The 26,973-nt window shown below is 43.1% G+C and carries 25 protein-coding genes; 22 read left to right on the top strand and 3 right to left on the bottom strand.

Annotated elements, in window-relative coordinates:
* Positions 1-243 precede the first annotated feature (243 nt).
* From BLW39_RS06345 to alsS, 4 genes are all read left to right on the top strand, one after another.
* Positions 244-1,152, top strand: a complete 909-nt coding sequence (locus BLW39_RS06345) for a DMT family transporter (protein ID WP_059379133.1) — start codon at positions 244-246, stop codon at positions 1,150-1,152.
* A gap of 18 nt (positions 1,153-1,170) precedes the next feature.
* Positions 1,171-1,707: a GNAT family N-acetyltransferase gene (locus tag BLW39_RS06350; RefSeq protein WP_059379134.1), complete on the top strand. Its 537-nt coding sequence runs from the start codon at positions 1,171-1,173 to the stop codon at positions 1,705-1,707.
* A gap of 144 nt (positions 1,708-1,851) precedes the next feature.
* On the top strand, positions 1,852-3,651 hold the full coding sequence (gene lepA, locus BLW39_RS06355) for a translation elongation factor 4 (protein WP_059379135.1): 1,800 nt from the start codon (positions 1,852-1,854) through the stop codon (positions 3,649-3,651).
* A 148-nt stretch (positions 3,652-3,799) separates the two neighbouring features.
* Positions 3,800-5,485: an acetolactate synthase AlsS gene (alsS, locus tag BLW39_RS06360; RefSeq protein WP_114666328.1), complete on the top strand. Its 1,686-nt coding sequence runs from the start codon at positions 3,800-3,802 to the stop codon at positions 5,483-5,485.
* 89 nt (positions 5,486-5,574) lie between these two features.
* Here alsS and BLW39_RS06365 read toward each other — a convergent pair whose 3' ends face one another.
* Entirely contained in the window at positions 5,575-6,186 is a 612-nt protein-coding gene (locus tag BLW39_RS06365; protein ID WP_059379138.1) for a TetR/AcrR family transcriptional regulator, read from the bottom strand.
* Between the two features lie 110 nt (positions 6,187-6,296).
* On the opposite strand from BLW39_RS06365, the gene BLW39_RS07120 reads away from it, so the two are divergent.
* The 10 genes from BLW39_RS07120 to BLW39_RS06410 all read left to right on the top strand — a co-directional run bounded on the left by BLW39_RS07120 (position 6,297) and on the right by BLW39_RS06410 (position 15,473).
* A complete protein-coding gene (locus BLW39_RS07120) occupies positions 6,297-7,037 on the top strand; it encodes an MFS transporter (RefSeq protein WP_242975646.1) in 741 nt (246 codons plus the stop codon).
* A gap of 27 nt (positions 7,038-7,064) precedes the next feature.
* Entirely contained in the window at positions 7,065-7,676 is a 612-nt protein-coding gene (locus tag BLW39_RS07125; protein WP_242975647.1) for an MFS transporter, read from the top strand.
* Between the two features lie 337 nt (positions 7,677-8,013).
* Positions 8,014-8,682, top strand: coding sequence for a thiaminase II/PqqC family protein (locus tag BLW39_RS06375; protein ID WP_059379140.1), 669 nt, complete (start codon positions 8,014-8,016; stop codon positions 8,680-8,682).
* A 167-nt stretch (positions 8,683-8,849) separates the two neighbouring features.
* The gene (locus BLW39_RS06380; protein WP_059379142.1) at positions 8,850-9,902 is read left to right on the top strand and encodes a 2,3-butanediol dehydrogenase; all 1,053 of its coding nucleotides are present in this window, start codon (positions 8,850-8,852) and stop codon (positions 9,900-9,902) included.
* Positions 9,903-10,086: 184 nt separating this feature from the next.
* Positions 10,087-10,521, top strand: a complete 435-nt coding sequence (locus tag BLW39_RS06385; RefSeq protein WP_059379143.1) for a CopY/TcrY family copper transport repressor — start codon at positions 10,087-10,089, stop codon at positions 10,519-10,521.
* A gap of 63 nt (positions 10,522-10,584) precedes the next feature.
* Entirely contained in the window at positions 10,585-10,956 is a 372-nt protein-coding gene (locus tag BLW39_RS06390) for a cupredoxin domain-containing protein (protein WP_059379145.1), read from the top strand.
* A gap of 25 nt (positions 10,957-10,981) precedes the next feature.
* Positions 10,982-11,251: a cupredoxin domain-containing protein gene (locus tag BLW39_RS06395; RefSeq protein ID WP_059379147.1), complete on the top strand. Its 270-nt coding sequence runs from the start codon at positions 10,982-10,984 to the stop codon at positions 11,249-11,251.
* Between the two features lie 10 nt (positions 11,252-11,261).
* On the top strand, positions 11,262-13,199 hold the full coding sequence (locus BLW39_RS06400) for a copper-translocating P-type ATPase (protein ID WP_059379150.1): 1,938 nt from the start codon (positions 11,262-11,264) through the stop codon (positions 13,197-13,199).
* A 169-nt stretch (positions 13,200-13,368) separates the two neighbouring features.
* Positions 13,369-13,911: a PadR family transcriptional regulator gene (locus BLW39_RS06405; protein WP_059379152.1), complete on the top strand. Its 543-nt coding sequence runs from the start codon at positions 13,369-13,371 to the stop codon at positions 13,909-13,911.
* The gene (locus tag BLW39_RS06410) at positions 13,911-15,473 is read left to right on the top strand and encodes a DHA2 family efflux MFS transporter permease subunit (RefSeq protein WP_059379154.1); all 1,563 of its coding nucleotides are present in this window, start codon (positions 13,911-13,913) and stop codon (positions 15,471-15,473) included. The genes BLW39_RS06405 and BLW39_RS06410 overlap by 1 nt, the downstream gene beginning before the upstream one ends.
* 605 nt (positions 15,474-16,078) lie before the next feature.
* On the opposite strand, the gene BLW39_RS06415 is transcribed toward BLW39_RS06410, so the two are convergent.
* Complete coding sequence (locus tag BLW39_RS06415; RefSeq protein ID WP_059379155.1) at positions 16,079-16,828, bottom strand: DUF1003 domain-containing protein; 750 nt, start codon at positions 16,826-16,828, stop codon at positions 16,079-16,081.
* A 239-nt stretch (positions 16,829-17,067) separates the two neighbouring features.
* Here BLW39_RS06415 and BLW39_RS06420 point away from each other — a divergent pair, with 239 nt between their 5' ends.
* The 7 genes from BLW39_RS06420 to BLW39_RS06450 all read left to right on the top strand — a co-directional run bounded on the left by BLW39_RS06420 (position 17,068) and on the right by BLW39_RS06450 (position 24,663).
* On the top strand, positions 17,068-19,089 hold the full coding sequence (locus tag BLW39_RS06420) for a glycosyltransferase family protein (protein WP_059379157.1): 2,022 nt from the start codon (positions 17,068-17,070) through the stop codon (positions 19,087-19,089).
* Between the two features lie 176 nt (positions 19,090-19,265).
* Positions 19,266-19,778 carry a GNAT family N-acetyltransferase gene (locus tag BLW39_RS06425; protein WP_059379159.1) on the top strand — a complete coding sequence of 171 codons (513 nt, stop codon included), beginning with the start codon at positions 19,266-19,268 and terminating at the stop codon, positions 19,776-19,778.
* 348 nt (positions 19,779-20,126) lie between these two features.
* Positions 20,127-20,870 carry a metal ABC transporter ATP-binding protein gene (locus BLW39_RS06430; RefSeq protein WP_059379161.1) on the top strand — a complete coding sequence of 248 codons (744 nt, stop codon included), beginning with the start codon at positions 20,127-20,129 and terminating at the stop codon, positions 20,868-20,870.
* A complete protein-coding gene (locus tag BLW39_RS06435) occupies positions 20,863-21,711 on the top strand; it encodes a metal ABC transporter permease (RefSeq protein WP_059379163.1) in 849 nt (282 codons plus the stop codon). The genes BLW39_RS06430 and BLW39_RS06435 overlap by 8 nt, the downstream gene beginning before the upstream one ends.
* Before the next feature lie 74 nt (positions 21,712-21,785).
* On the top strand, positions 21,786-22,724 hold the full coding sequence (locus tag BLW39_RS06440) for a metal ABC transporter substrate-binding protein (protein ID WP_242975650.1): 939 nt from the start codon (positions 21,786-21,788) through the stop codon (positions 22,722-22,724).
* A 204-nt stretch (positions 22,725-22,928) separates the two neighbouring features.
* On the top strand, positions 22,929-23,837 hold the full coding sequence (locus BLW39_RS06445; protein ID WP_059379167.1) for an alpha/beta hydrolase fold domain-containing protein: 909 nt from the start codon (positions 22,929-22,931) through the stop codon (positions 23,835-23,837).
* A gap of 4 nt (positions 23,838-23,841) precedes the next feature.
* Positions 23,842-24,663 (top strand): oxidoreductase, encoded by an 822-nt coding sequence (locus BLW39_RS06450; protein ID WP_074717869.1) that lies wholly within the window; start codon positions 23,842-23,844, stop codon positions 24,661-24,663.
* Positions 24,664-24,777: 114 nt separating this feature from the next.
* On the opposite strand, the gene BLW39_RS06455 is transcribed toward BLW39_RS06450, so the two are convergent.
* Positions 24,778-26,331 carry a multicopper oxidase family protein gene (locus BLW39_RS06455; RefSeq protein WP_059379177.1) on the bottom strand — a complete coding sequence of 518 codons (1,554 nt, stop codon included), beginning with the start codon at positions 26,329-26,331 and terminating at the stop codon, positions 24,778-24,780.
* Positions 26,332-26,446: 115 nt separating this feature from the next.
* Here BLW39_RS06455 and BLW39_RS07070 point away from each other — a divergent pair, with 115 nt between their 5' ends.
* Positions 26,447-26,608, top strand: coding sequence for a hypothetical protein (locus BLW39_RS07070; RefSeq protein ID WP_170124526.1), 162 nt, complete (start codon positions 26,447-26,449; stop codon positions 26,606-26,608).
* Positions 26,609-26,973 lie beyond the last annotated feature (365 nt).

The raw sequence follows: 26,973 nt of genomic DNA on the forward strand, positions 1-26,973 counted from the left end.
GTAATACTACCTTTTGTGGTGCGTTGATTACAGCAGCGCGCTAAAGTTTCAAGAAGAGGCAGTTACCATTCAACGCGAATGGTAACTGCCTTTTTCTTTTCTTGTAAATCTTTATTAATTATGTATACTTATAAGTTAACTTAACAAACGGATGGTCAAATCTTTCTTTTTATTTTCAGTCCGGCGGAACTACGAGTCGATTGTGTATAATCAAATTAATACTTTGAGGGAGAGGTTGTTGCTTTGCAGTTTAAAAACACAAGAAAAGGCATTCTCTTTGTGGTGATTGGTTGCATCTTTTGGGGTGGATCAGGAACCGTTGCAGAATACACTTTTAGTCATAGTGCCATTCCGGCATTGTGGTTGGTTGGGATTCGGCTCTTTTTTGCCGGCTTGCTTTTACTACTCTGGTTTGGCATAACAAAGGGTGCCAAAGAGGTCTTTAGTATTTGGGGTGACCGTCGATCGGCCACCTTAATTATTCTTTTTGCATTTTTGGGTATGTTACCCTCGCAGTTGTCTTATTTTATGGCGATTCGTTTTGGGAATGCGCCGACGGCAACAGTTTTACAGTTCTTAGGGCCGATTTTTATTATCTTGTACCTCACAGTGGCACAACATCGTTGGCCAAGTCGTACCGACAGTATTTCAGTGCTAATTGCCTTGCTGGGGACTGCCTTGTTGGTGACCGGCGGTGACTTTACCCGGCTAAGCCTGGCACCTCTGGCTTTATTCTGGGGAATTGCGGCAGGATTGGGACAAGCTTCTTATACGTTATTGCCACGGTTGTTACTTGACCGCTTTGATGGTCGTCTCGTGGTTGGTTGGGCGATGCTGCTGGGCAGTTTACCTTTTTGGCCATATTTGTTAACAAAAAAGGTAGGTCACTTGACCACCGCATCAACGTTGAGCGTGGGCTTTATCGTCATTTTTGGAACAATGCTGGCTTATTTGTTCTATATTAATAGTCTGAACTATATCGAACCTACTGTTACCGGAATGCTCAGTTCGGTGGAACCATTGACGGCAACGTTCTTATCGGTTGTCTTTTTGAAAACAGATTTTTCAGCTGTGCAATTCATTGGCGGATTATTAGTAATTTCGACCGTGTTCCTGCAGGCTTTGCCACAGAAAGCAGAAAAGGCTTTGTAAAAATCAAAGGAGAGGAAAATGACAGTTATTCAACTTGATGAGCGCCATCAATTGGAACTTGTTCCAGTTCAACCTGAAATGGCAGATGAAATCTTTGCAGTCATTGATGGAGATCGGGCACATATCGGCGAATTTTTAACTTTTGTGGCCCTCTCAAAAACGGTCGATTTTACCAGGGAATATTTAGTTCGACAAAAAGAGTTGGCTGAACCAGGAAAAGCCTTGGCGTTTGTCATTCGAAAAGAACGAAAAATCATTGGGACGATTGAGTTTCACCGGCTAAATACCATAGACCATCGTGCCGAAATGGGCTATTGGTTGGCTAGCGATTATACCCGGCAAGGAATCATGACGGCCGCCGTTAAAGCAATGTGTGCATACGGATTTGCAACGCTTGACTTGCATCAGATTAATATTTTGGCTGATGTTGATAACGCTGGTAGCAATGCCGTGATTCAGAAAACGGGCTTTCAGTTTTTGGTGACTCGCCCTGAATATTCCTATCGGAATGGTCGTTATCACGATATGAATGAGTATTATTTACTGGCCAAATAAGTTAAAATTAAGGAAGCTTTTAAGAAGGAGGTCTGCCAAAATGACCATACAATTAGTTGGAATCGCATTCTAAGAACAGAATGGGATTGAAAAAGTCAGTGCCATTCGCTATTTCGGATTTGAATTAGGATGGAGTAACTGAACATGAAACAAGAATTTATTCGAAATTTCGCGATTATTTCGCACATTGACCATGGTAAGTCGACCTTATCAGACCGCTTAATGGAAGCGACTAAAACGGTTTCTGATCGTGAAAAAGCGCCGCAATTGCTTGACAGCATGGGGGTCGAGCAGGCTCATGGCGTGACGGTCAAGTCGCGTACCGTCCAAAACCATTATTTAGGTAACGATGGTCATGAGTATCAATTAAATTTGATTGATACACCGGGACACGTTGACTTTAATTATGAAGTCACTAAGAGCCTCTCCGCAACGGATGGGGTGATTTTGCTGGTCGATGCTACGCAGGGCGTCCAAGCCCAAACGGTGGCTAATTGGCGGTTGGCTCACGACTTAGGTTTGCCAATTTTGCCAGTACTAAATAAAATTGATTCGGCTAGTGCCCAAATTGAGGAGACCGAACAACAGATTATTGATCTCGACCCTTCATTAGCCGCACAGGAAATCTATCATGTTTCTGCTAAGACTGGTTTAGGAATTTCTGAGCTTTTAGAGGCGATTGTTCATGAATTGCCGGCGCCGACTGGAGACGAAAAAGCGCCACTGAAAGCATTAGTCTTTGACTCTGAATATGATGCTTTTAAGGGTGTGATTGCCCAAGTCCGGGTAATCGATGGCAGCCTGACAAAGGGCAACTCATTAGTGCTCATGGCCAATGGGCAAAAGCTACTGGCCAAAGAAGTCGGTGTTTATCGTCCCGACCGTGTTCCAGCAGATGGACTTGGGGCTGGGGAAGTCGGTTACGTTGTTACCGGAATTAAAGACCCAAAACAAGTGACAGTTGGCGACACCTTAACAAGTCAACAAGCGCCAACCAAAGCGCCGTTACCGGGTTACCAAAAAAGCCAACCAGTTGTTTATGCTGGTATCTATCCAGTTGGCGATTACAAAGTGCTTCAGGAGGCACTACAAAAGCTAGCCCTAAATGATACCTCCTTAGTTTTGACCGATGATCAATCGGAGGCAATGGGGCCCGGTTTTCGCGCTGGCTTCTTGGGAATTTTCCACTTGCAGATTATCAAAGAACGGCTAGAAACGGAATTTGGTGTCGAGGTCGTGGTAACGGCGCCAAATGTGTCTTACAAAGTTCAGGTTGCGCAAAAAGGCAAAGAAATCGAGACGGTCATCGTTAATAATCCAACTCGCTTTCCTGAATTTAGCCAGGTGCTAGCGGTCGAAGAACCCATGGTCCAAGCAACTATCACGACGCCAAATGAGTCTGTCAATGCGTTGATGAAATTGGCGGATGACTATCGGGGCGAATTTGCCGATATGGGAAACCAAGGGGATTATGTGCGCTTGGTATATAAGATGCCACTTTCTGAGATTGCTTATGATTTTTTTAATCAGTTAAAGTCGATTTCGCATGGCTATGCTTCCTTTAGCACAGCAGCAATCGGCTATCAGGAGGCGGATTTGGTGAAAGTTGATGTCCAAATTAACTATGCAACCGTTGATGCGTTGTCCTTTGTTATCCATCGTTCTCGGGTGGAAGAGCAGACTCAAAAGCTCGTTCATGAGCTGAAAATGACCGTACCGCGGCGACTCTATCCTATGCCTGTTCAGGCAGTGGTTGAAGGGCGAGTGGTGGCCCGAGTTGATGTGCCACCATTGCGTAAGAATGTGGCAGTAAATGGTAGTTCTTATAGTATTTCCAAAAAGCAGGCGTTATTACGCCGGCAAAGTGCAAATAAGCGGCAAGCTGCCCAGTCGGACATTGAGTTACCCCAAGCGGTATTTAATACATTGTTATCATTGAATTAAAATATTTCTAATTTGTAAAAAGGAGTCCCTTGGATAGGGGCTCTTTTTTAATATTTAAACAAAATTTTGATAAGTTTTGAACTTATTTGACTTTTAAATATTGTAGGACTACACTGTTTTTATACTTTTAATAAAAAAAGAGGGATATTTGAAAATGAAAAAATACGGTGCAGACATTGTTACCGATTCATTAGTCAACCATGGTGTCGACTTGATCTTTGGAATTCCAGGGGCCAAGATTGACCGATTGTTTGAGACTTTGGAACATCCACAAGCTGGACAAAAGGTTCCAAAGCTAATCGTGACACGTCACGAACAAAACGCTGCCTTTATGGCACAGGCATTCTCACGAATCACAGGTAAGACTGGGGTCGTGGTTGCGACTTCTGGTCCTGGTGTTGGAAACCTTGTATCAGGAATGATGACGATTAACGCTGAAAATGATTCAGTTGTTGCCATCGGTGGTCAAGTGCCACGTAAGGACCTTTACCGTTTGACTCACCAGTCAACGAACTCGGTCGCTTTGTTTAACTCAATTACACGCTTTAGTTCTGAAATCCAAGATCCAAATAACATCTCTGAAATCATTGCCAATGCTTTCTCTGCTGCTAATGGAACGCAACGTGGTGGTGCCTTTGTTTCATTGCCACAAGATATCGATGATACACCAGTATCAATTGAAGCATTGCCAGTTGTTAACAAGCCACAACAAGGGGCTGCAGCGATTGCAGACCTGGACTGGTTGGCTGAACAAATTAAGGCCGCTAAGTTGCCAGTTTTGCTTGTTGGAGCCCGTGGTTCTGATGATGCAACGGTTGAAGCATTGCACGCTTTGTTGAAGGAAACACCATTGCCAGTTGTTGAAACATTCCAGGGTGCTGGTGTGATTTCACGTGAATTGGAAGAATCATCATACTTTGGTCGGATTGGTTTGTTCCGGAACCAAACTGGTGACAAGTTGTTGAAGCAAGCTGATTTGGTTGTAACGGTTGGTTATGATGCCATCGAATACGAACCACGTAACTGGAACAAGGAAAACGACTTGAATATTGTTGCCTTGGATGTTGCTCCTGTACAAATCGACAACAACTTCGTACCACAGCGTCAATTGATTGGTGACTTGAGCCAATCATTGACACTCTTGAAGGACCGGGTTGCTGGTTATCAAGTACCAGCTGCTAGCCAAGGTATCTTACAAGAAATGAAGGATGATTTGAAGGCCGCTGACGAACCTTCTTACACGCCAGCCGTGCCAACCCTTAACCATCCTTTGAACGTGGTGAAGGCCTTGCAAAACCATGTAACTGATGACATGACCGTGTCAACGGATATCGGTTCACACTACATTTGGATGGCGCGTCACTTTAAGTCATATGTACCTCGTCACTTCTTGATGTCAAATGGTATGCAAACACTTGGTGTTGGTTTGCCATGGGCAATGGTTGCTGCCATGGTTCGTCCAAATGCTAAATCTGTTTCAGTTTCTGGTGATGGAGGATTCTTCTTCTCAGCCATGGAATTGGAAACGGCCGTTCGTTTGCACTTGAACACTGTTCACATCGTCTGGAACGATAACAACCACTATGACATGGTTAAGTTCCAAGAAGAAATGAAGTACGATGGCGTTGCTGCCGGTGTTGACTTTGGTAACATCGACATCGTCAAGTATGCCGAAGCCTTTGGCGCTAAGGGCCTGCGTGTTGATACACCAGCTGATTTGGATGCTGTCTTGACGGAAGCCTTTGCTACAGAAGGTCCAGTAGTTGTTGATGTCCCAGTTGACTACTCACATAACTACGAACTTGGATCACAATTGATTGAATCGGAAGGGTAATTCGCATTCAATTAAAAAACCACCTCGCTTTTGATATCGGCGGGGTGGTTTTTATTTTGCACTGGCAAATATGGTCGGTGCTGTACGGCTTAATTAGCTTGATGAGCGAGCCAAGCTGGCAAGATGATGTTATCAACCAGTCGTTCCGGGGTTGGTGCTTGCTGAGGGTCTAGGAAGGTGTAGTAGCGGCGAATATTGCCTAGTAACATCAGGACTTCTTTGGCGGGAACGACCTGAATTTCATCACGTTGAATGGCTCGGTTAGCAATTACCGTACCCAATCGCACAGCGCCAATTTCAGCTTTTTCGAGCAAATCGTCGCCAACTGTTTCACCGTTTACCACTTGATACATCGAGAACTTAATAAAGTATTGGCTGAGCTTGTCGTGAAGGTTCGCAATTTGGTGTGCATTTTCAATTAAATCACCCCGCAAGCTGCCAGTATCTGGAAAGGAGTGCTCATCGATGTTTTCGGGATAACCTGAATTTTCGTGGGCCCAATGGTGCACAGCATCCACTAGCAAGCTGCTAGGGGAGTCCCAGCGACGGTAGAGAACACTGCGAGAAGTTTCTGCTCGTTGGGCAATATTATTGAAGGTAACGGCTTCGATACCTTTTTCATCAAAAAGTTGTAGTGCCACGGCATAGATTGTTTTTTCTAACTCCAAGCCGCGTTTTCTTGTCTGTGTTTTCTTTTCCATAGCGCTATTTTAACATAAGAATTTTAGAAACAAAATGTTTCTTATTGACTTTATAAGAAACAAATAGTACCCTATTTCAAGAAGCAAAATAAGTAAATGGAAGTAGAAAGATGAATTTCAAACAAACACGGAATGTGTCCTTGATTTTGGTCTTTGGATTGTTAGCGCCAATGCTGGATACAACAATGACCAATATCGCCATTAGCGATATCGGTCGCGATTTACACACAACGCTTTCAAGCGTTCAATGGATTATTACTGCCTATGTCTTAGCAACCAGTATCGCGGTCCCATTTTCGGGCTGGCTCACGCAGCACTTTAATGGCAAGTATGTCTTCTTGGTGGCCCAGCTGTTCTTTGGTCTATCGTCAATTGGGGCTGCCTTAAGTCATGATATTAATGCCCTGATTATTTACCGAGTGGTGCAGGGATTTGCCGCTGGCTTGATTATTCCATTGGTAACGACAATGTTAGTGAGCGTTGCACCGCGGGAATACTTGCAAAAATTGATGATGGTCGTCATGTTACCAATTATTGTGGGGCCAATTTTTGGTCCGGTGATCGGCGCATTTGTTGTGGAATATGGCAATTGGCAGTGGATTTTTTGGATTAACGTGCCAATTATGTTGTTGGCAGCTGCTCTGAACTATTGGAAAGTGCCGGATATTCCAGCTACTAACCGTGCGGCAAAGATTGATGCAATTGGCATTGCTTTGCTTGGCCTTGGTTCAGCTGCCATTATTTATGGCCTGTCACAAGCTGGTGAGAAGGCAACATTCAATAACGCAGATACGTGGACTTATGTTGGCCTTGGCTTACTAGCAGTGGTTATTTATCTCTTTTGGGGTTAGTATAAGAAGGAAAATGCCGTTTTACCTTTGGCCCTGTTCAAAGCACCAGTATATTCCGCAACAACGATTAACTTGGTGTTGGCCGGCATGGTCACAAACGGTCCAATGTTAATCTTGCCACTGTATTTTCAGCAGGGACGGGGTCTGAGCGTGTTAGCAACCGGTCTGTGGCTATTACCCCAAGGCTTCGGAATGCTCGTAATTCGGCCAGTTTTGCTGAAACTATTGGACCGAACCGGCGTACGTTATGTCGTTTGGTTTGCGCTTTCACTGGCATTGCTGGGAACGATTCCGTTTGCCTGGATTAATGCCCAAACTAATATTGGCGTTGTTAGTGTTGTGCTCTTTATCCGCGGCTTGGGCGTTGGTGGAGTAATTATGCCATTGATGACTACCATTTTATTAGGGATGGAAAAAGACTTAATTCCACATGCTAATATTGGTGCTCGAATTTTCCAAAATGTTGGAGGGGCCTTTGGTTCAGCTTTGGTAGCGACTGTTGTAGCTGCTTACATTTCAACCCACCGGGTTTTGGGTGCGAATATTGCAGCTTATCAGCACGCCTTTTGGTGGTCAATTGGGATTACGGTACTAATGTTTGTGCCCGCGTTCTTCTTGCCAAAGAAAGTACAAAAGTAAATCAAATTGCTTAAAGATAATCAAAAAAGGATAGCGACGAAAGCGGTAAGCTGGACATTGTTATCCTTTTTGATTGCCATTATTTTCTTGTTAGCCTGTTGCCGGTAACTCAGCGTAATAGAAATTTTTTAAAAGTCAGAAATTGATGGGCAGGGTACTTTTTGCTACAATACTAGTAACAATGAAACAAATGTTTAGGGGTGCTCTCTTTGAGCTGAGACGTCGGTTGGCGACCCTTTGAACCTGTGCTGGTAAACCTCGCGAAGGGAAAACAATGTTCAATGGTTTTTTGCCATGAACATTGTTTTTTTGTGCAATTTCTAAGGAGATCTAGAGGATGACACAGGAACGACAAGGGCTTTTAGCGATGGTAGAACGGGCAAAGCCCATTTGGCAGGAAAGCTATCAAAGTAATTTTATTCAGGAAATACAGGCGGGAAGCCTTGACCAAGGCAGGTTAGTGAATTATTTGATTCAAGATCAGCTATTTTTAGCGGCCTATGCGCGTTTCGCCGGTCAGGCCATGGCGTTAGCGCCGACAATGGAGGATTTGCGTTTTTATTATAGTACGCTGTCCTATTTAGCAGATACAGGTAACGATTCGGCAGACTCTTGGCAACAACAATTTTTAAGAGAACAGGGTGTTAATTTAGACGATTATGATCAAGAAAATCTAAAACCAGCCACCAAAGAACTCATTGCAGCCATGCAATCAATTGTTGCTGGGGGTAGAGCGGAAGAGATGATGGTGTCTCTTTTTCCGTGCCTAGTTAGCTATTCTTACATTTTTCAGTTGGTGGCAGACCATGCTGACCTTTCGGCAGAAAATATTTATGCAGACTTCTTTAAAGATTATGCAACAAAAGAATATCAACTTGCTTGTCAGCGCTGGTTGACGTACGGCCAGCAGTATTTAGAAAAGCGACAGGCTGTTGATGATTATAAATTAGAAAATATTTTCCTGCGGGTAAGTAGGCTAGAAACGTTATTCTGGCAGTCTTTTTGAGAGTTTTTATTAATTTCTAAGAAAGAGCATTCTAATTTGTGAGGAAGATAATTAGCTGTTAGTAATGACAAATGAATTATTTAAGTTTATACTGTAATCAGATAGATACATTGACGTATCAGAAACAATAATCTTGTTAAAAAGTAAAACTTTTTGGGAGCTAATTAATGAAGGCAGCAGTCTGGCATGGCGCAAAGGACGTCAGAATTGAAAAAATTGAATTAAAGCCACTCGAAGCTGACGAAGTCCGTGTCAAGGTTGCTTACGCTGGTATTTGTGGCAGTGATTTGCATGAGTACCAGGAAGGTCCAGTGATGATTCCAGCTGCCTTTCCCGACCCACTAACGAATCGACAAGCTCCTTTGGTTCTAGGACATGAATTTTCAGGAATTGTCGACGAGGTTGGGGCCGATGTCACTGGCTTTAAACCGGGCGATCACATAGCTGTGAATCCGGTGATTACTAAAAACGAGTCAGCTGATGATGTCGATGTTTACGACGGTTACAGTTTCATTGGCCTAAATACTGATGGTGGCTTTGCTGCCTATGCCAAGGTACCCGAATTAAATCTTTATCATCTACCAGAGGGCTTTCCGTTGAAGGAAGCAGCAGTGATTGAGCCGGCAGCCGTGGCTGTCCAAGCGACTAAAGAGGGTGGACTAAAGGTTGGTCAAAGTGTCGTTATCTTTGGTGCTGGCCCAATTGGTGCAATGCTAGCTGCTGTTGCTCGAGCAGTTGGGGCTGCCAAAATTGTGGTGGTTGATCTCGCTGAAGAACGGTTAGCAATCGCCAGAAAAATGGGCGCAACGGACACGGTTAATGCGAGTCATGTTCTGAATATTCGTGATGCGGTTCGTGATATTCTACCTGAGGGAGCGGATGTATCCTTTGAAGTTGCCGGCGTCCAACAGACCTTTGATGAAGGCGTTCAGTCAACTAAGCCGCGCGGTAGTTTTGTGATTGTTTCGATTGTCGCTCATCCGCTCAGTTTGGATGTCCGTCAGTTGATGAATTCAGGTGTGCGCATTGCTACCTCAATCGCTTATTCCCGAGAAACATTCCAGCAAACAATTGACCTGGTTGTGAGTGGCCAAATTGATGTCAATGACATTTTTACCAGTGAAATTCGGTTAAATGACTTGGTTCATAAGGGTATTGTTGCTTTGATGGATGATAAGCACCAGGAAAAAATCATCGTTAACCTAACCAAAGAAAAATAATTTTTAAAAGTAAGCAGGATAGCTGATGGCTATCCTGTTTTTTATGTGCAATTTTAGCTGCTACTAGGTAAATTTCCAATTTTTTAATCAATAGGGTTTACAAATGTAAACTCAGAAGTTATACTTTGTTTGTGGTTTACAAATGTAAACACGTTATTTTCATGCTTGGAGGATGATAACAGCGATGAACATCACAGACACAGAACAAGCGATTATGCGCATTATTTGGACGAAGAAACAGGCAACCGGTCGGGAAATCATCACCGAAGCCCAGTTGTCTCATGACTGGTCCAGTTCAACGATTAAGACATTAATTCGCCGGTTGACTGATAAAGGAATGATTACGGTGGATAAGTCTAAGAGCGTTTTTACCTATTTGCCGGCAGTTTCCGAAAATGATGCAACAGATGATCAAGCAAAACGCTTATTTGAATCAGTTTGTGATGCCTACAAGGGGACGCTCTTGACTGAACTCATTCAAAGCGAACCATTAAGTCAGTCTGATATTGTCAAAATGCAGGAAATCTTAGCTAATCGTGCAAAAACAGCGCCAAAGCAGGTTGATTGTCATTGCCTTCATGAAGATATGGATGAAGCATGCGCGATGCATGCACACTAAAACTGTCGACGAGGTGATCACCGCTTTCAGTTTTTAAGTTAGCAGTTAATAAAAGGAGAAAGTATGGATAAAATGTTGGTCTTAGTGGCCGGTTTAGCGGCAATCGCCTTTATTGTTTGGTGGTTCTTTGGCAAGCATCAGGTTCAGGTTGCCAGCGCCCAGCAAGGGCAGTCATCACAAGATATTGATATCGAGGTCGCTGGTGGGTATTCACCCGAGCAAATTGTCTTGAAAAAGGGTGTGCCTGCGACTTTGAATTTTACCCGGACGGACCCGTCTGGTTGTCTTGACCATGTGGTATTCTCAGATTTTGGAATTAACCAAGAATTACCACAGGGCGAACAAGTGAAGGTACAGATTAACACTGACCAAGCTGGTGAATATACCTGGGCTTGTGGCATGAACATGTTCCAAGGAAAAGTCATTATCAAATAAGTTAACGTAGCAAAGGAGAAAGATTATGTCAGAAAAGAACGAACAAGTAGTAACAGTTGATGGTAAGTACGAACCAAACGTTTTGACCTTTAACCAAGGCGATGAAGCAGTTTTGACCTTTAATCGTACTAGTGAAAGTGGCTGTTTGGATGCCGTTCAATCACACGATTTTGGTTTTCAAGCTAAGCTGCCATTAAATGAAAAGGTTAGCTTTGACATTCCAACGGACAAGGCCGGCGAATTTGAATTTGCTTGTGGGATGAACATGGTTAAGGGAAAGATTATTATCAAGTAATGAGGAAATTATGCAATTAACAACAAACAAACGATTTACAATTGCCCTGATTTTTTCCTTGCCAATGCTCGCCCAAATGATTTTGACGCCTTTTGGCTTTCACTTACCCGGTGGCACTTGGACGGAATTTGTTCTCACAACTGTTGTCATGGCGGTGTCAGCATCACCTTTCGTCCGTAGTACGTGGTCCTCATTTAAAAAGCACCATTCCAATATGGATACGCTCGTAGCCATTGGGACTGTCACAGCTTATCTATACAGTATTTATGCTATGTTGGCCGGCCAGGACGTTTTCTTTGAAGGGGCAGCCCTAGTAATTACATTTATTTTGCTGGGTCAGGTCTTTGAAGAACGGATGCGCAAGAACGCCTCTAGTGCGATTGAAAAGCTGCTCGATTTGCAGGCCAAGGATGCGGAAGTTATCCGTGACGGCCAGGCACTGGTGATTCCACTTGATCAGGTCCAAATTGGCGACATCGTTCGCGTTAAGCCCGGTCAAAAAATCGCGGTCGACGGGACAATCGTTGAGGGTCAGTCAACCATTGATGAATCAATGGTTACTGGTGAAAGTATGCCGGTTGAAAAGGCAGTCGACGATGCCGTCATTGGGGCGACAATTAACAAAAACGGGACGCTTTTGTTCCGGGCTGACAAAGTCGGTGACGAAACAATGTTGGCTCAGATTGTTGATTTGGTTAAGAAGGCCCAAACGAGTCATGCGCCAATTCAAAATTTGACCGATAAGGTTTCCAGTATCTTCGTGCCGATTGTCTTGATTTTATCAATACTAATTTTTATGATTTGGTACGTTTTTTTGGGAGCGACGGTTTCAACAGCAATTATCTTTGCCGTTTCCGTGCTTGTGATCGCTTGTCCTTGTGCTCTTGGTTTGGCAACCCCAACCGCTTTAATGGTGGGGACTGGAGTATCCGCCAAGGCTGGAATCTTGATCAAAAACGGGGAAGTTTTGGAAGCCGTTAATCATGTTAAAACGGTGATTTTTGACAAAACGGGGACGATTACCCAGGGTCAACCCGTTGTAACTGATATAATTGGTGGCCAAGACCAGGTGATGACGATTGCTGGCCAATTGGAAGCTGCTTCAGAACATCCTTTGGCGGTGGCCGTCATGGACAAAGCCAAGGAATTAGGCTTGGCAGAAAACAATAGCGTTGAAAACTTTCAGGCCATTGAGGGAAAGGGCGTCACCGGACGAATTGACGGGCAGACCGCCTTTATTGGTAACGCTAAATTATTAGCTGACCGGCAAATGAGTGCTGATTTGCAGGAGACAATGACACAGTTGCAAGAAGCAGCCAAAACGGTTGTCTTGGTTGGTGTGGGTGATGAAGTGATTGGTTTGATTGCCATTCAAGATGCGCCAAAGCCAAGCTCAAAGCAGGCGGTTGCTAGTTTAAAGAAGCGTGGTTTGAAAACGGTGATGTTGACCGGTGATAACCAATTGGTAGCGGACGCCGTGGCCAAGCAGGTCGGAATTGATCAAGTGATTGCGGATGTTTTGCCAAATGATAAGGCAGAATACGTGCAAAAGTTTCAACAGGAGGCAGAAGTTGCCTTTGTTGGCGATGGTATCAATGATGCGCCGGCATTGACGACGGCAGACGTTGGAATTGCCATGGGGTCCGGAACGGACGTAGCAATTGAATCCGGTGATATCGTTTTGGTTAAGAATGATTTGCAGGACGTAGCAACAGCTATTCAGTTGAGTGCTAAAATTTTCAATCGGATTAAACTGAACTTATTTTGGGCATTTATCTATAATGTCTTAGGGATTCCGGTGGCAGCGGGGGCATTTGCAGCGATTGGCTTGACCCTTAGTCCTGAATTGGCTGGACTAGCGATGGCCTTTAGTTCGCTCTCGGTTGTTATCAGCTCGCTCTTATTGAATCGAGTCAAGCTTAATCGGCCAAGCGCTTTTGCTAATTAATCAAATAAAAAAGATGGTCATTTGACCATCTTTTTTATTTGTCAAAAATAGACTTGATTTTTAAAAATACAGGTGTATAGTAGTTTTAGTCGATAAGTCGTTTCGACATGTCATTTCGACTTATCATCGAGTCCATCAACCAGCAAATTATGAGACAAGGAGGGTGAGGATGTACGATCTATTGATTATGTCACTACTAAGTACCCGTGACATGTCCGGCTACAAGCTGGCGCTCGTCTTAGGGTCAACCGTTGTACCGAGACGTAAAATTTCAAATGGGGTTCTCTATCCCGTTTTGAGTCGGTTGGAAAAACATGGCTACATCGAAAGTATCGATGCTGATACTCGAAATGCCAAAATTTTTCATATCACGCCAGCTGGCCATGATTATCTGATTGAGCTATTAAATGAACCTGTGGCCCAAGATGCTAACCGTGATAATGCCTACCATTTCAAATTTCGGTCGTTTTCGTATTTGGAAAACGAACAACGAATGGAAATTCTCTCGAATTACCGCAATGAAATCTTAACAGACCGCAACGTCTATGCTGAATTAACGAAGCACTATCACGATGAAACCAAAGATCATCCGGACCGGGCGGACTTTTATTATTGGGGTATCAAAACAATCCAATTGAAAGACAACATCGCTCAAACAAAATTGGCTTGGATTGAGGACTGCTTAACTGAGTTAAAGGAGAACGATAAATAATGAATATTAGTGAAGAAAAGCGCTCAGTCAAGCGCTGGTGGGCATTGCTGGCCTTATCATTAGGGGTCTTTATGGGCCTTTTGGATGTGAATATCGTCAACGTCGCTTTGCCAACCATGGTCAAGAGTTTTCACACTACTTTTAGTAACGTGCAGTGGGTGATTAGTTCTTATACAATTTCCTACGCTGTTGTGATCTTGGTCTTATCAAAGTTGGCCGATATGTACGGCCGCAAAAAGATGTTTTTGACCTGCATGATTATCTTCGTGGCTGCATCGGCCATGAACGGTTTGGCTTCAAACCTCTTGGTGTTGAATATTGGTCGGGCCATCCAAGCCTTTGGTGGTGGTGGTTTGATGACCATTTCCATGGCCTTGGTTGCTTCCATCTTTGAAGGGAAGGAACGTGGCTTTGCCATGGGAATCCTTGGTTCTGTGATGGGACTGTCAACTGTTGCTGGTCCTTTGATTGGTGGGATTTTGTCTGAAGCGTTCGGCTGGCCAGCCATCTTCTATGTGAACGTGCCAATTGGTGTTTTTGCCGCTATCTTGGTCTGGTTCACGGTAGCTGAAACGCCTAGCTACGGTCAAGGACAGAAAATCGACTTTGTCGGTATGCTTTTGTCAGCTGCAGCAATCTTTTCAGCGGTTTACGGTTTGATTCAAAAAGAAGATAATCCACATTTGTCATGGTCAGACCCTAAAATTGCGCTGTGGTTAGTTGCCGGGGCAGTCTTGTTGGCCATTTTCATCACTGTCGAATTGAAGATTGATAAGCCAATGATGAATTTGACACTGTTCAAGAATAAGAACTTTGTTGGGGCCGTGATTGTGGCCTTCGCCCTTGGTTCAGCAATCTATGCCAATAACGTTTTCTTGACGTCATTGATGCAAAATTACATGGGCTATTCAGCCTTTGATACCGGTATTCGCCAAATCCCATTGACGATGTGGGCATTGATTCTTGGACCATTGACGGGTTACTTGAGCAGTAAGTTTTCAACGAGAAAGTTGATTTCGGGTTCATTGTTTGTGGCTGCCATTAGCTTCTTGGTCTTCTGGAACGCCATGACAACTAAGTTGACTTATACAGATTTGCTCTTGCCACTAGTTTTGCTTGGGATTTCAAATGCGTTGATCAATCCTTTGTTGAATAACGCTGGTTTGGCTGGCGCCAAGCCTGAAGAAATCGGCATGACTTCTGGTTTGATTAATGTCTTTCGTCAGTTAGGGGTTTCCTTTGGGGTAGTTATCCTTGGTTTGGCTCAAACGAACCAGTACGATGGTCACCTCAACAACCATTTGTCAGTACAGGGACCAGCTGGTGACATTGTGGCAGGAATCAAGCACGTCTTTGTTGAAGCAGGGCCATTTGCTGGTCATAGCCTTGTTTATGGAAGCTCGTTTGCACATTGGCCATTGCTTGGTAAACTTCAAAGCGTGGTATCAAACGCCTTCTTTGCCGGCATGCGGGGACTTACGGCAGTGTCATTCTTCATTGTTGTGATTGCTTCACTCTTTGCCTATGTCTTGTTAATGGATAAGGACAGCGATAAAGCCTAAGCTTCTACTATTAATTTGACGACTATCAGGGCAAACTTTCACTAGTTTGCCCATAGTCAAGAAAATAAAAAATAAAAAAGATCATTTCTTTATCAAATTGGGATAGGGAAATGGTCTTTTCTGTTCTTGTTACCAAAGTTGTTGCTTAAAATTGGTCTGTTTTTCTTTGGACAGAATAAATTTTAAAAAAATAAAAAAACCTTGCTATTTGAAAGAATGCTTGTATAATCTTCGATAAGGACATGGGTGCCATGTTCTAAAAAGAGTCTTGGAGGTACTGTCTATGAAGAACAAGTTTTCTCAGAACGTCTCGTTGAGCAACCGCTCAACTAATCCAAGTATTTCATTGGTTCAGGCCAATCGTAAATTTAAATCAAAATTTTCTCAATCTTATGCATTGATGAAACGTGACGACAACATGGTTAGTCCAGGTTAGAATTAATTTGCCGTCACAAAAAAAATCCTACAACAAGTAAGTCTGCAATTTCTCGTTGCATTCCCCCCGGAGTACCTTCTTAGCTCTGGGGGTTTTTTAGTGCAAAAAAACAGTAAAAAACCCGATAACAGCGAAGTTATCGGATTTTAAGGAAGTCGGTGTTGATTGGCTATTTGGGTGTATTATCTTGCTTCTTTAAATCATTAAGCTGATTGTTGATTGAGGCAAGCATCTCCATCTGCATCTTTTGAATTTGCATATTATTTGGTTGATCTTGTTGAATCAGGTGATCAATCTTAGAATGAAGGATACGAATTTCTTCTTCAGATTTCAAGTTAACGTGGTAATCATTCTTTGATTCCATTCGGTCATAAGTACCAGACCGGTTTTGGCTCATCATGATGAGGGGCGCCTGAATGGCGGCGATAATACTCAAGAAGAGGTTGAGCAAGATGAATGGAAATGGATCAAAGTGTAGGCCAAAGAGATGAACGGAGTTAATGATAATCCAAACAATGATGATGACAATAAAGGAAATCACGAAGGGCCATGAACCTCCAAAGCGCGCTACGCCATCGGCGACTTTCTGTCCAAATGTCAGTGTTGTTTCCAATTGCTTTTCAACATCCACAATTTCATAGCTGTTTTTAGACATCAATTTTGTCATGCGTTGGTTAATCTGCTTGTTTTTATGGGCATCTTCGTTAATCATTTTGTCCATTTTTTGCAGACGGTAACGCACTAGGTGTTCACTACAAATAAAGCTGTTGCTGGCAGCCCTTGGAAAATCTTTTTGAATCAAAGAAACGATATACGGATCTAGTTCATGGATAAAGTTTCCATCAATTAAATCGTACTCTTGCTGATCTACTATGCACCAAAGAGCATCATTTGCTTGAACTTTTTCACTCTTTTTCATGATAAACCTCACTAATTCAAACTGAATGTTTTTCTTTTGTTGACAATGTTGCGCTTTTTCAGTGAAATAACTATGTTAATACTAACATAGTAAGATTTTTCGATGTAAGTAAAAGCAAAACTTTTTCGACTTTTAAAGAGTTCTTGGTTGCCGACGCTTCTCAAAGCAAATAAAGGGGAGCTAATGTTATAATGAGGGCAAGAAAACTGCTATTTGCGGTGGAAAATTGAGGAAGCATGATGGTCATTAAACGTAGCTTTCGGTGGATTTTATCTGCTTTACTGGTTTTGATTATCCTTGATCAAATTGTTGGTCAAAAATTGGAAAATCTGATTGTGATTGCTTTGCTAATTCCAAGCATTTTAATCATTTCAATCGCGCTGTCTCAAACAAAAGTGCTCCAGTCGCCAAGGTTTTTAAAAAGAGTGGTGGCAGTTAGTACGGTCTTGAATTTAGCCTTGCTCTTATATGTAGCCTTGCGCTTCCAAATTAATGACGTTTCAGATCCATTAAATGTGCAAATTAAGGCAACGGAGCTGTTGCACGGAAATTATAACTGGCATACGAATCTGAATGGCAGTAAAGAATATTTTTATTTGTACCCCAATGTCGTTTTTTTTACGATTTTGTTGAGCAAATTTATGGAGCTGGGGTTGTCATTGGGTTGGTCAATTGGCCTCAGTTTGCGCTTGCTTAATTTTTGCCTCTTAGCCGGGGTTACGCTTTTTTCATTAGCAACTAGTTGGCGGATTCGCTCATATTATCGCAGCTTGGCAATTACGGCGATTGTGTTGTTGTTTTATCCGGTCATGTATCTTTATCCTAATTTGGTGACTTATACGGATACATGGACGATGTTCTTATCATCGTTAATTTTTTTCTTAGTCGCTGTCATGTTGACGACCCATCATCGGCCGGTCGTCTTGATTAATGGCTTAATTTTAATGCTGGCCTTTGCCTTGCTTTACATTATCAAGGCCAATATGGTGATTTTAATTCCGGCGGCCTTGTTACTATTTTTGTTGATTTTTATCTTTAAAATTAGAGGGCTGTGGCAGTCTGCTATTTTGCTAGCAGCTCTGATTTTTGGATTGGGGTTTGCCACCGTCGCGGTCAAACCAGTTTATCAGCATTATGGCTATAGCCAGGCTGATCAGGCCAAGATTGCTTTGCCAGTAACTCATTGGATTAATATGGGCCTGAACCCGCTGGGTTCAAGCGGGCAGGGGGCCTACGATAAAAAAGATGAGCACCTGGACCAGCAACGAAAAGCGCAAAAGCGAACAGATCTAATTACCGAATCGATACAAAAGCGGCTGAAAATGCTGGGTGTCGGTGGAGTGGTGAAGTTGGGCATCACGAAATCGCAGATGCTGTTAGGGCGGCCACTCTTTGGCTTTGGCCGTTATATGAGTGGCTATGCTCATGCGCCGGCTTGGTATCTCAAACACCAATCGTTGTTTAATACCTTGTTCTCAATTCTGGCGACAACGATTTTATTGATGGTGATGGGAAACTTCCTCTATAGCCTTTGGCGTCCAACTTACGAGGAGGAATTTACGGATGCTCAGCAAGGTTTCCTTTACTTTGTTGGTCTAGCCAGTCTGGGCTTGGCTTTCTTCCATAGTTTTATTTGGGAAGTGGAGCCACGGTACTTCTTGCCATTATTGTATCCCTTAATCATTCTCGGCCTGCTCTTTTTGCCCAGTGGCAGGGGACATGGAAACCACCATCCGTGGCGCATTAGCTATAATCGCACGACGCTCTTTGTTTTACCAATTTGTAGTCTATTAATGCTGACTTTGACTCTTGATGCTGCCAAAGATGTACCTGGCGTGGCCTATGGTAATATGGAATATCCAATTCGGATTGCCTTGCGCGAACGAGTGACGGTTACTGATGACTTGCATTTTTCTTTGCCAGTACCACAGGCAGTGGATGTTTTGAAGGTCGGTATCGAACCTCAAAAACATTTAGAAGTCCAACTGGCTGATGGTCAGCAGTTAGAGGCTAAAGATGGTGAGTACAGGTTGGAAAAGCATTTTGCAGCTGGTGAGAAAATTGATTTAGTTTTGCATAATACTAGCCAGCAACCGCTTAAGGTCTTGTTGTACCGCCAAACTAGCCTATATAAGAAGCTCTTCCATGGTTCTAGAATTGAACGAGATGGTAATTACTACTACTTACCGTATGAAATGGATATTTATGATCGCAAGCCTTTTGAAGTGCTTGATGTGAATAATCAACCGATGTTGCGTTAATCGGCTGGTGATGAGCGAATTTTAATTTAGTCACTCCCCAAATTTGAAGGGGGTGGCTTTTTTGTTGCGTTTGACGAGGGCAATCATCCATGCTATTCTAATCCTAGATAACGCTTTTAAATAAGTTTTATTATAATAAGTTAACTTATTATAATGTCGCAATCCAAGGAGAAAATATGCAATTCATCTCGTTAAATCAGAATAATCATGATTATTGGGAGACAATTTACCGTGAGGCATTTCCAGCAAGCGAGCGAATTGCTTTTCAAGAGTTGAAGCAAAAAGCAGCCAATCATGATCAAATCAAAATGGTGGTGCTTGTTGATGGCGAACAAAACGTTGGCATTGCTTATTTCGTTGATATAAAGGAGAAAGCCTTTGTTCTTTATTTAGCTGTTGATCAATCAATTCGTGGTCGGGGGATTGGTGGTCAAACACTGTCAGCCTTGAAAGACCACTACCCAAAGGGAATTATTCTTGAATCTGAAAGTACGCTTGAGGGTGCTGATAACCAGCAACAACGTAAAGCTCGCTATCATTTTTATTTGAAAAATGGCTTTATTGACACTAAAAAAATTACTCACAATATGGGAAGAGACTTCCACCTGTTGACGACCAATTTGGCTTGCTCGGTTGCCGATTATTTGAGTTCGATGAAAATATTAGGGCAGCGAACTTCAGTCACTTAATTTTAATATTCATTTGATAAACAACGCTTTTATGCTAATTTTCAGCATAAAAGCGTTTTAAATTTATAAATAAATTTAAATATATGAATTATTTCTGTTTGATTGTTCTAAACAACCATGCTATTCTGGAAAAGTAGTTGAGGATTATCAACTAGCTGTGTCAGCCAAGAAGCAGCCAGTTGATAGTCCATCAATTTCAAAAAAATAAAACGTAAATGTTACGACGCACTACTTCGACTGTAGATTTTAAACGCGCCTTTTTTGCGTGCGAAAAGTTTAGGCTGAAAACAGAATATTTTAAAATCAATACTCGATTATTGCTAACTAGCATTAGGAGAGCAAAAGATTATGATCAAAGTCCGCGATATGACGGTCGCCTATGATAGTGCCCCCGTCTTCACGAACCTGTCAATCCAATTTGAACCTGGAAAAATCACCGGGATTATTGGCCCCAATGGAGCTGGTAAGTCGACGATGATTAAAGGGCTTTTAGGGTTGACCAGCAAGCAGTCCGGAACGGCCACTTTGGCAGACCAACCGATTGCAAAGCAACTCAAGCGCATCGCTTACGTTGAACAACGGGCAGCGCTTGATCTGACGTTTCCAATTAACGTCTCGGATACGGTTTTAACTGGTACCTATCCAAATCTCGGTCTGTTTAAAGTCCCGGGTAAACAAGAGGAAGAGGCCGCTTTAGCAGCCTTAACCGATGTCAAGTTAGCTGAATTTAGTCAGCGACAAATCAGCGAACTATCTGGTGGGCAACTGCAACGAGTTTTTGTCGCCAGAGCAATTGTTCAGGACGCCGATGTCATCATTTTGGATGAACCCTTTGTTGGTATCGATATGAAATCAGAAGCCGACATCATGGCCATTTTGAAAAAATGGCGGGCTGCCGGTAAAACAATTATTGTTGTGAACCATGATTTGAACAAGGTCACGACTTACTTTGATGATCTCGTCATTATTAACCACGGTGTCGTGGCACAAGGTCAGACACAGGAAGTGTTTACTAAAAAGAATATTACTACTGCCTTTAGTGGCGACCTATCAAACATTCTTTTTGATGAAGGGGAGGCCGCGCATGAATAGTATTACGCTTTTTCTTGAAGGATTAACAAAGTATAACTTCTTGCAGACAGCCTTGGTTACCGCCATTTTAGTCGGTATCATGTCGGGGATTGTTGGTTCCTTTATTATTTTGCGTGGGATGTCTCTAATGGGTGATGCCATTTCACACGCAGTGTTACCAGGGGTGGCGGTTGCCTACATGCTTGGAATTAATCTGTTGATTGGGGCCTCGATTTTCGGTTTGTTGGCTGCCATGCTGATTGGTTTTGTGACGATGAAGTCGAAGCTAAAAAATGATACCGCAATTGGCATTGTTTTCTCTTCTTTTTTCGCCCTTGGTTTTATCTTGATTTCAATGGCGGAATCAACCACTAATTTGCACCATATCCTCTTTGGAAATGTTTTGGCCGTTTCTGACCAAGATCTGATTACCACAGCGATTGTATTGGTGGTAGTTGTCTTGTTCGTCGTGCTCTTTTACAAGGAACTGTTGATTACGTCCTTTGATAATACTTTTGCCCGTGCCTATGGCTTGAAAACACAAGTCTTGCACTACGGCTTGATGTTGATTTTAACTTTGGTCACAGTGACTGCGCTGCAAACGGTTGGAATTATTTTAATTGTGGCAATGCTGATTACACCAGCCGCAACAGCTTATCTATTAACAAATAAGATGTCATCCATGATTATGATTGCGGCTACCTTTTCGGTTTTTGCATCGGTCATTGGATTATATTTTAGCTTTACTTTTAACTGGGCTTCCGGTCCGGCGATTGTGTTGACTGCCGCAGTGTTCTTCTTATTGGCCTTTCTCTTTTCGCCAAAGCAGGGCATTTTAATTAAAAAACGAGCAGCAAACTAAAATTTGTAGCGAAAGAAGATGATAAAAGGCGTATTAAACGCACTTAGATTTAGAATTGAGGAAAATTGAATATGATTAAGCGATTAACAATGATTGGGCTGGCAGCACTGGCGCTGTTAGCGGGTGTCTTTTACTTTGTCAATGAAAGTCAGGCAGGTAAAACCAGTCGAAGCGATAAACTCCAAGTTGTCGCAACGAACTCGATTATCGGGAATATGGTTGAAGAAGTTGCCGGTAACAAGGTCAAGTTGCATACGATTGTTCCCCGTGGAACCGATCCCCATGAGTACGAGCCGCGACCACAGGACGTGAAGGCTACACAAGAAGCAGACGTTTTGTTCCATAATGGTTTGAACTTGGAAACCGGTGGGTCTGGCTGGTTTAAGAAGATGTACCAAAATGCTGGTAAGAAGGCCAACAAACAAGTTTTTGCTGTTTCGGATGGGGTTGCTGCTAAGCATTTGACGGATGCCGGTAAAGAAAATGAAATGGACCCCCATGCTTGGTTAGATATACAAAACGGCATTAAGTATGTTCAAAACATTGAAAAGGTTTTGATTGAAAAGAATCCAAAGAATAAGAACACTTACGAAAAAAACGCCGCTGCATACATTGAAAAGCTGACGAAATTAGACGAAAACGCCAAGACGAAGTTTAACAATATTCCAGCTGATAAGAAGCTTTTGGTAACTTCCGAAGGTGCCTTTAAGTACTTCTCGGCGGCCTATGGCATCACACCAGCCTTTATTTGGGAAATTAATACCGAGTCACAAGGTACACCAGAACAGATGAAGACTGTCTTGGAAAAGATTCGCGCAACGAAGGTACCGGTTCTCTTTGTTGAAAGTTCTGTCTCACCAAAGTCAATGGACAAGGTTTCCAAAGAAACTGGTTTGCCAATTTACGCCAAGATTTATACAGATTCACTGGCTAAGGAAGGTAAGCCCGGCGATACTTACTATGGCATGATGAAGTGGAATTTGGACAAGATTTCGGAAGGTTTGTCAAAGTAAAATTATTTGCTTGATGTTTGAATTGAATTAAAGAAGCTATTGCTATTAGCTTACTAAACAATCAATTAAATTTGATCCTCGACGCTTTGTCGGGGATTTTTATTTGGGTTCGCGTTCGTTTAACCGTTATAATAGGACTATGTTCTGTATGGTTTCTATTTGCCCAGGTAAATGGCAATGTATTTTGCGACTGGAGAAATTTAAATGGCTCAACAAAGACAAGTAAGCACAACCGGACGTCTGATGAAGTACATTTTGCAAGCTCTCCATGTTCTGCCCGATTTGCAAAAGGAGAGGGCCTATCAACGAGCGGTTATCGCTAGTCAAAAGCCATATCGATTGGCCTTTTTGCACCGGTTATTGTTTGGTGCGACAGAATATAATGGTCGTAATGATGTTTTGGAAATCAGTCCGAAGAACGTTGATAATCGACAGCTGATTTTTTACCTTCATGGTGGCGGTTATTGGGATCAACCCTCAATCATGCACTATCGTTTACTAAAAAAATTGGCTGACAAAACACAGCACCGGCTAATCATGCCGATTTATCCAAAGGCGCCCCAGCATCAGGCGCAAGAAACCATTCAATGGACCAAGGAAGCCTTTCTTGAAACGCTGGAAAAGGAACATATTAGCGCGGAACAGATTGTGTTAATGGGCGATTCGGCTGGGGCAGGCTTGGCGCTGTCGCTCTTGCAGCAATTGCGCGATGCGCAACTTCCCTTGCCAAAACAGCTGATTTTGATTTCTCCTTGGTTTGATATCAGTGATACTAACCACGAAATGAAGGCAGTGCAGCGTTTTGATCCCATGTTGGAAATAGCTGTTTTAGACATCATGGCTGCCGGTTATCAGGGCGAGCTTGATTTGGATGATCCCTTGATTAGCCCGCTGTATGCCGATTTTTCAAACATGCCGGCTATTAACGTGATTACGGGTAGCTATGATGTCCTGCATCCTGATGCCGTGAAGTTTCAGGGGATTGCTGATGATGAGGGTTGGGATGTGCAAACAACCATCTACCCAGAAATGTACCATGATTTTCCTGAAATTCCGATTCCAGAAGGAAAGGCTGCCATTCAGCAAATGGTCCAACTAATTAAAGAAAGATAAATGAATGTCTAAAGTAATTCTTGTTACCGGTGCCACGAGCGGTATCGGTTACCAAACTACCCAATTATTAGCAGAACAGGGACACATCGTTTATGGTGCGGGCCGACGTGTTGATAAACTTGCTGACTTAGAAAAGGTTGGGGTTCATCCCCTCAAACTAGATTTAACCAATGAAGAATCCTGCCGACAAGCGGTTAGCACAATCTTGGCCGAACAGGGCCACATTGACGTGCTGATTAACAATGTCGGCTACGGTTCCTATGGTGCGGTTGAAGATGTGGCCCTTGACGAGGCTAAGCGGCAATTTGATGTTAACTTATTTGGCTTGGCCCAATTAATCAAATTAGTTTTACCAACGATGCGCCAGCAACAGTCCGGACGAATTATTAATGTCTCGTCAATGGCCGGACGCATGGCCAGTTACTTTGGCGCTTGGTACCATGCCACCAAGTTTGCTCTAGAGGGTTTTAGTGATTCATTACGAATGGAACTACAACCATTTGGAATTGACGTGATTTTGGTTGAACCCGGCCTGATTAAAACGGATTGGGGGCTGATTGCCGCTGACCATCTCGCGTCTTCATCCACCGGTGGTCCATACAAAGAGGCCGCCCGGCAAACTGCTAATGGCATGAAAAGGCAGTACCAAGGAAAGCTACTGTCTCAGCCAATTTTGATTGCAAAAACGTTGGTGAAGATTGTTAACCAAAAAAAGCCGCGGGCTCGCTACTGGCTTGGCTTCGCAGCCAAGCCATTGGTCTTCTTGCGTACCATTCTGCCAACCCGGTGGTTTGATGCGTTGATGCGCGGGATTGTGAAAGGCTAAATCAGAACTAATTTAATCAAAAAAATTGCCATCAATATACTAAAAAGGACCCAGCGTACATACACGCTGAGGTCCTTTTCAATTTGTTAATGATGAATTGCGATGAAGCAGCTTTTAGCACATATCCATGCCCATCTTTTTGTAGGAATCAAGACTCTTGATTACCAGTTCATCAACCGCACAACCGCGTTCTTTTGCTAAGGCGTTCATTAAAGTATCCATAGACATTAAGTCGTACTTTTTTTCGGGTTCTTCTGGGGTGTAAACCTGCATTTGGGCCATCATTCCGCCATCTTCGTGCTCAATAATGTGACAGTGGTACATAAAGACGCCAGCAAAATTAAATTTCATCTTGATGCGCACGGTTTCACCTGGATTAACAGAAACTGTGTCCTTATAACCAAGCTCATTTGGATAAGGAGCCTGGCCATTACGTGAAATAATTTGGAAGGAACCGCCATGCATGTGATAAGGGTGAAGCATCCCCCCGCAGCAATCATTGGTATTTGTAATGTCCCAGTACTCAGCCTTACCAATTTCTTGCCGGTCATCGATTCGCATCATTCCAAATTTGCGACCATTGATGGCGATTTCTTCGTCAGTTCCGGACAAAACCACCTGATGGATGGGGGCATTTGGGTCAACATCGCCTTGGTCAACGATGGTTGCTAATTCGTCTGGCACCGCTGTTTCATCGGTTGCGAAGCCTTTGATGTTGAAAGTCAAAATCGGTGTTTCATCCGAGTACAGGGTCACGGTGTCGCCGTCGTGATAGCCCGCAAAGTCTAAAATAAACTCAGCCCGTTCAGCACAGGTAATCATGAACTTGGTCATTTGGACGGGCTCGGGTAGGAGACCACCATCCGAGGCAATCTGAGTCATGACTAAGTCATCGGACAAATGCAGCCGCCACTCTCGGCGATTTGAACCATCCAAAAAGCGAAGGCGCAGCTTTTGGGTTGTCACATCAAAGCTTGGGTTGACGGTTCCATTGATGAGGGCCGTTGGGCCAGCCGTACCATCCGGATCATAATCGGCGTCGTAATCCCATTGGTTATCTTTATGGAAGCGGCGGTCTTGTAAAACGACCGGGATATCATCAACACCGTAGGTGTGAGGCAAGGGCAGGCTTTCTTCGTGCTGATCTTTAACGTAAACCATTGTGGCCAATCCGTGCCAAACGTCCCAACCAGTAAGAGGGCATGGGTGGGCATGCAACCAGGTTGTTGCCGCTGGCTGGTTGACCGTAAAGGTGATTTCTTTTGTTTCACCAGGGTAGACTGGCGCATGGCAGCCACCATCGATAAAGGGGCCGGGTACATCTAAGCCATGCCAATGAAAGGTCGTTAATTCAGGCAAACTATTCTTTAGCGTAACGTGATAGGTTTTTCCGCTATGGAAAACAATAGTTTGTCCCAATAAACTCTGATTATAGCCCCAGGTCTTCGTTTTTGCTCCAGGTAAAATTTGCGTCTCGCCCGGCTGTGCATGAACAGTCAGCCAGACATCGGTGTCAGTTTCCTTATCTGGCTTTAGTAGACTGGGAATGTTTAGTGGGCTAGTTGGACTATCGTAGACTTCCAGCGGTACATAACCACCATCATGGTAATCAAAGGCTGTTTCGTTAAAGAAATAGTCTTGGTAAACTTGTTTTTCTTTTGTCGACATATTTTTTCTCCTCCTAATCGATTCCAGTATACAAGAACCGTTCTATTTTTTCTATATTTTGTGCTATTCTTGAAATAAGTAGAAATACTAAAAACGATAAGAGGGGAGAAATTTTATGAGTTTGAATCGAGTTTTTCATATTGTGATGGCCCTTGTGTGGCTGTATACCATCTATGTGCTCGCCAATATGCAGGATATGCTTGCCATGTATGTGATGGCTGGTGGAATGTTTGCTCAAGCAGTTTTTAGTGCCATTTTTAACGATAAAAGCTGCTGAGGCGATACAATAAAAGAGCTCAAAGTATTATTGATCATGCGACACGCTAACTAGTGGCCATGGTGGAGGATTCTGTGGGCTTTTTTATTTTGCCTTGTAGTGAGTTTTTCCTGCAAATTGGCTTGGAATGAACTTAATTCTTGACAAAGTTTTTTCATGGTGTTTTAATAATGAGTATCAATTAAGTGAGAAAATACTATGACAAAAAACATGACTTACAACCAACGAATTATTATCAGCATTATTATCCAGTAGGATAGGGTGCTGATACTTTGTGGTGCGCCTATCCTCTTTCGAAGGTAGGCGGCTGATAGTCAGGTTTTAAGACCAGCTGCGATTTTGCGGCTGGTCTTTTTCTTTGTTTT

This window comes from Fructobacillus pseudoficulneus, assembly GCF_900108455.1.
Lineage (GTDB): Bacteria > Bacillota > Bacilli > Lactobacillales > Lactobacillaceae > Fructobacillus > Fructobacillus pseudoficulneus.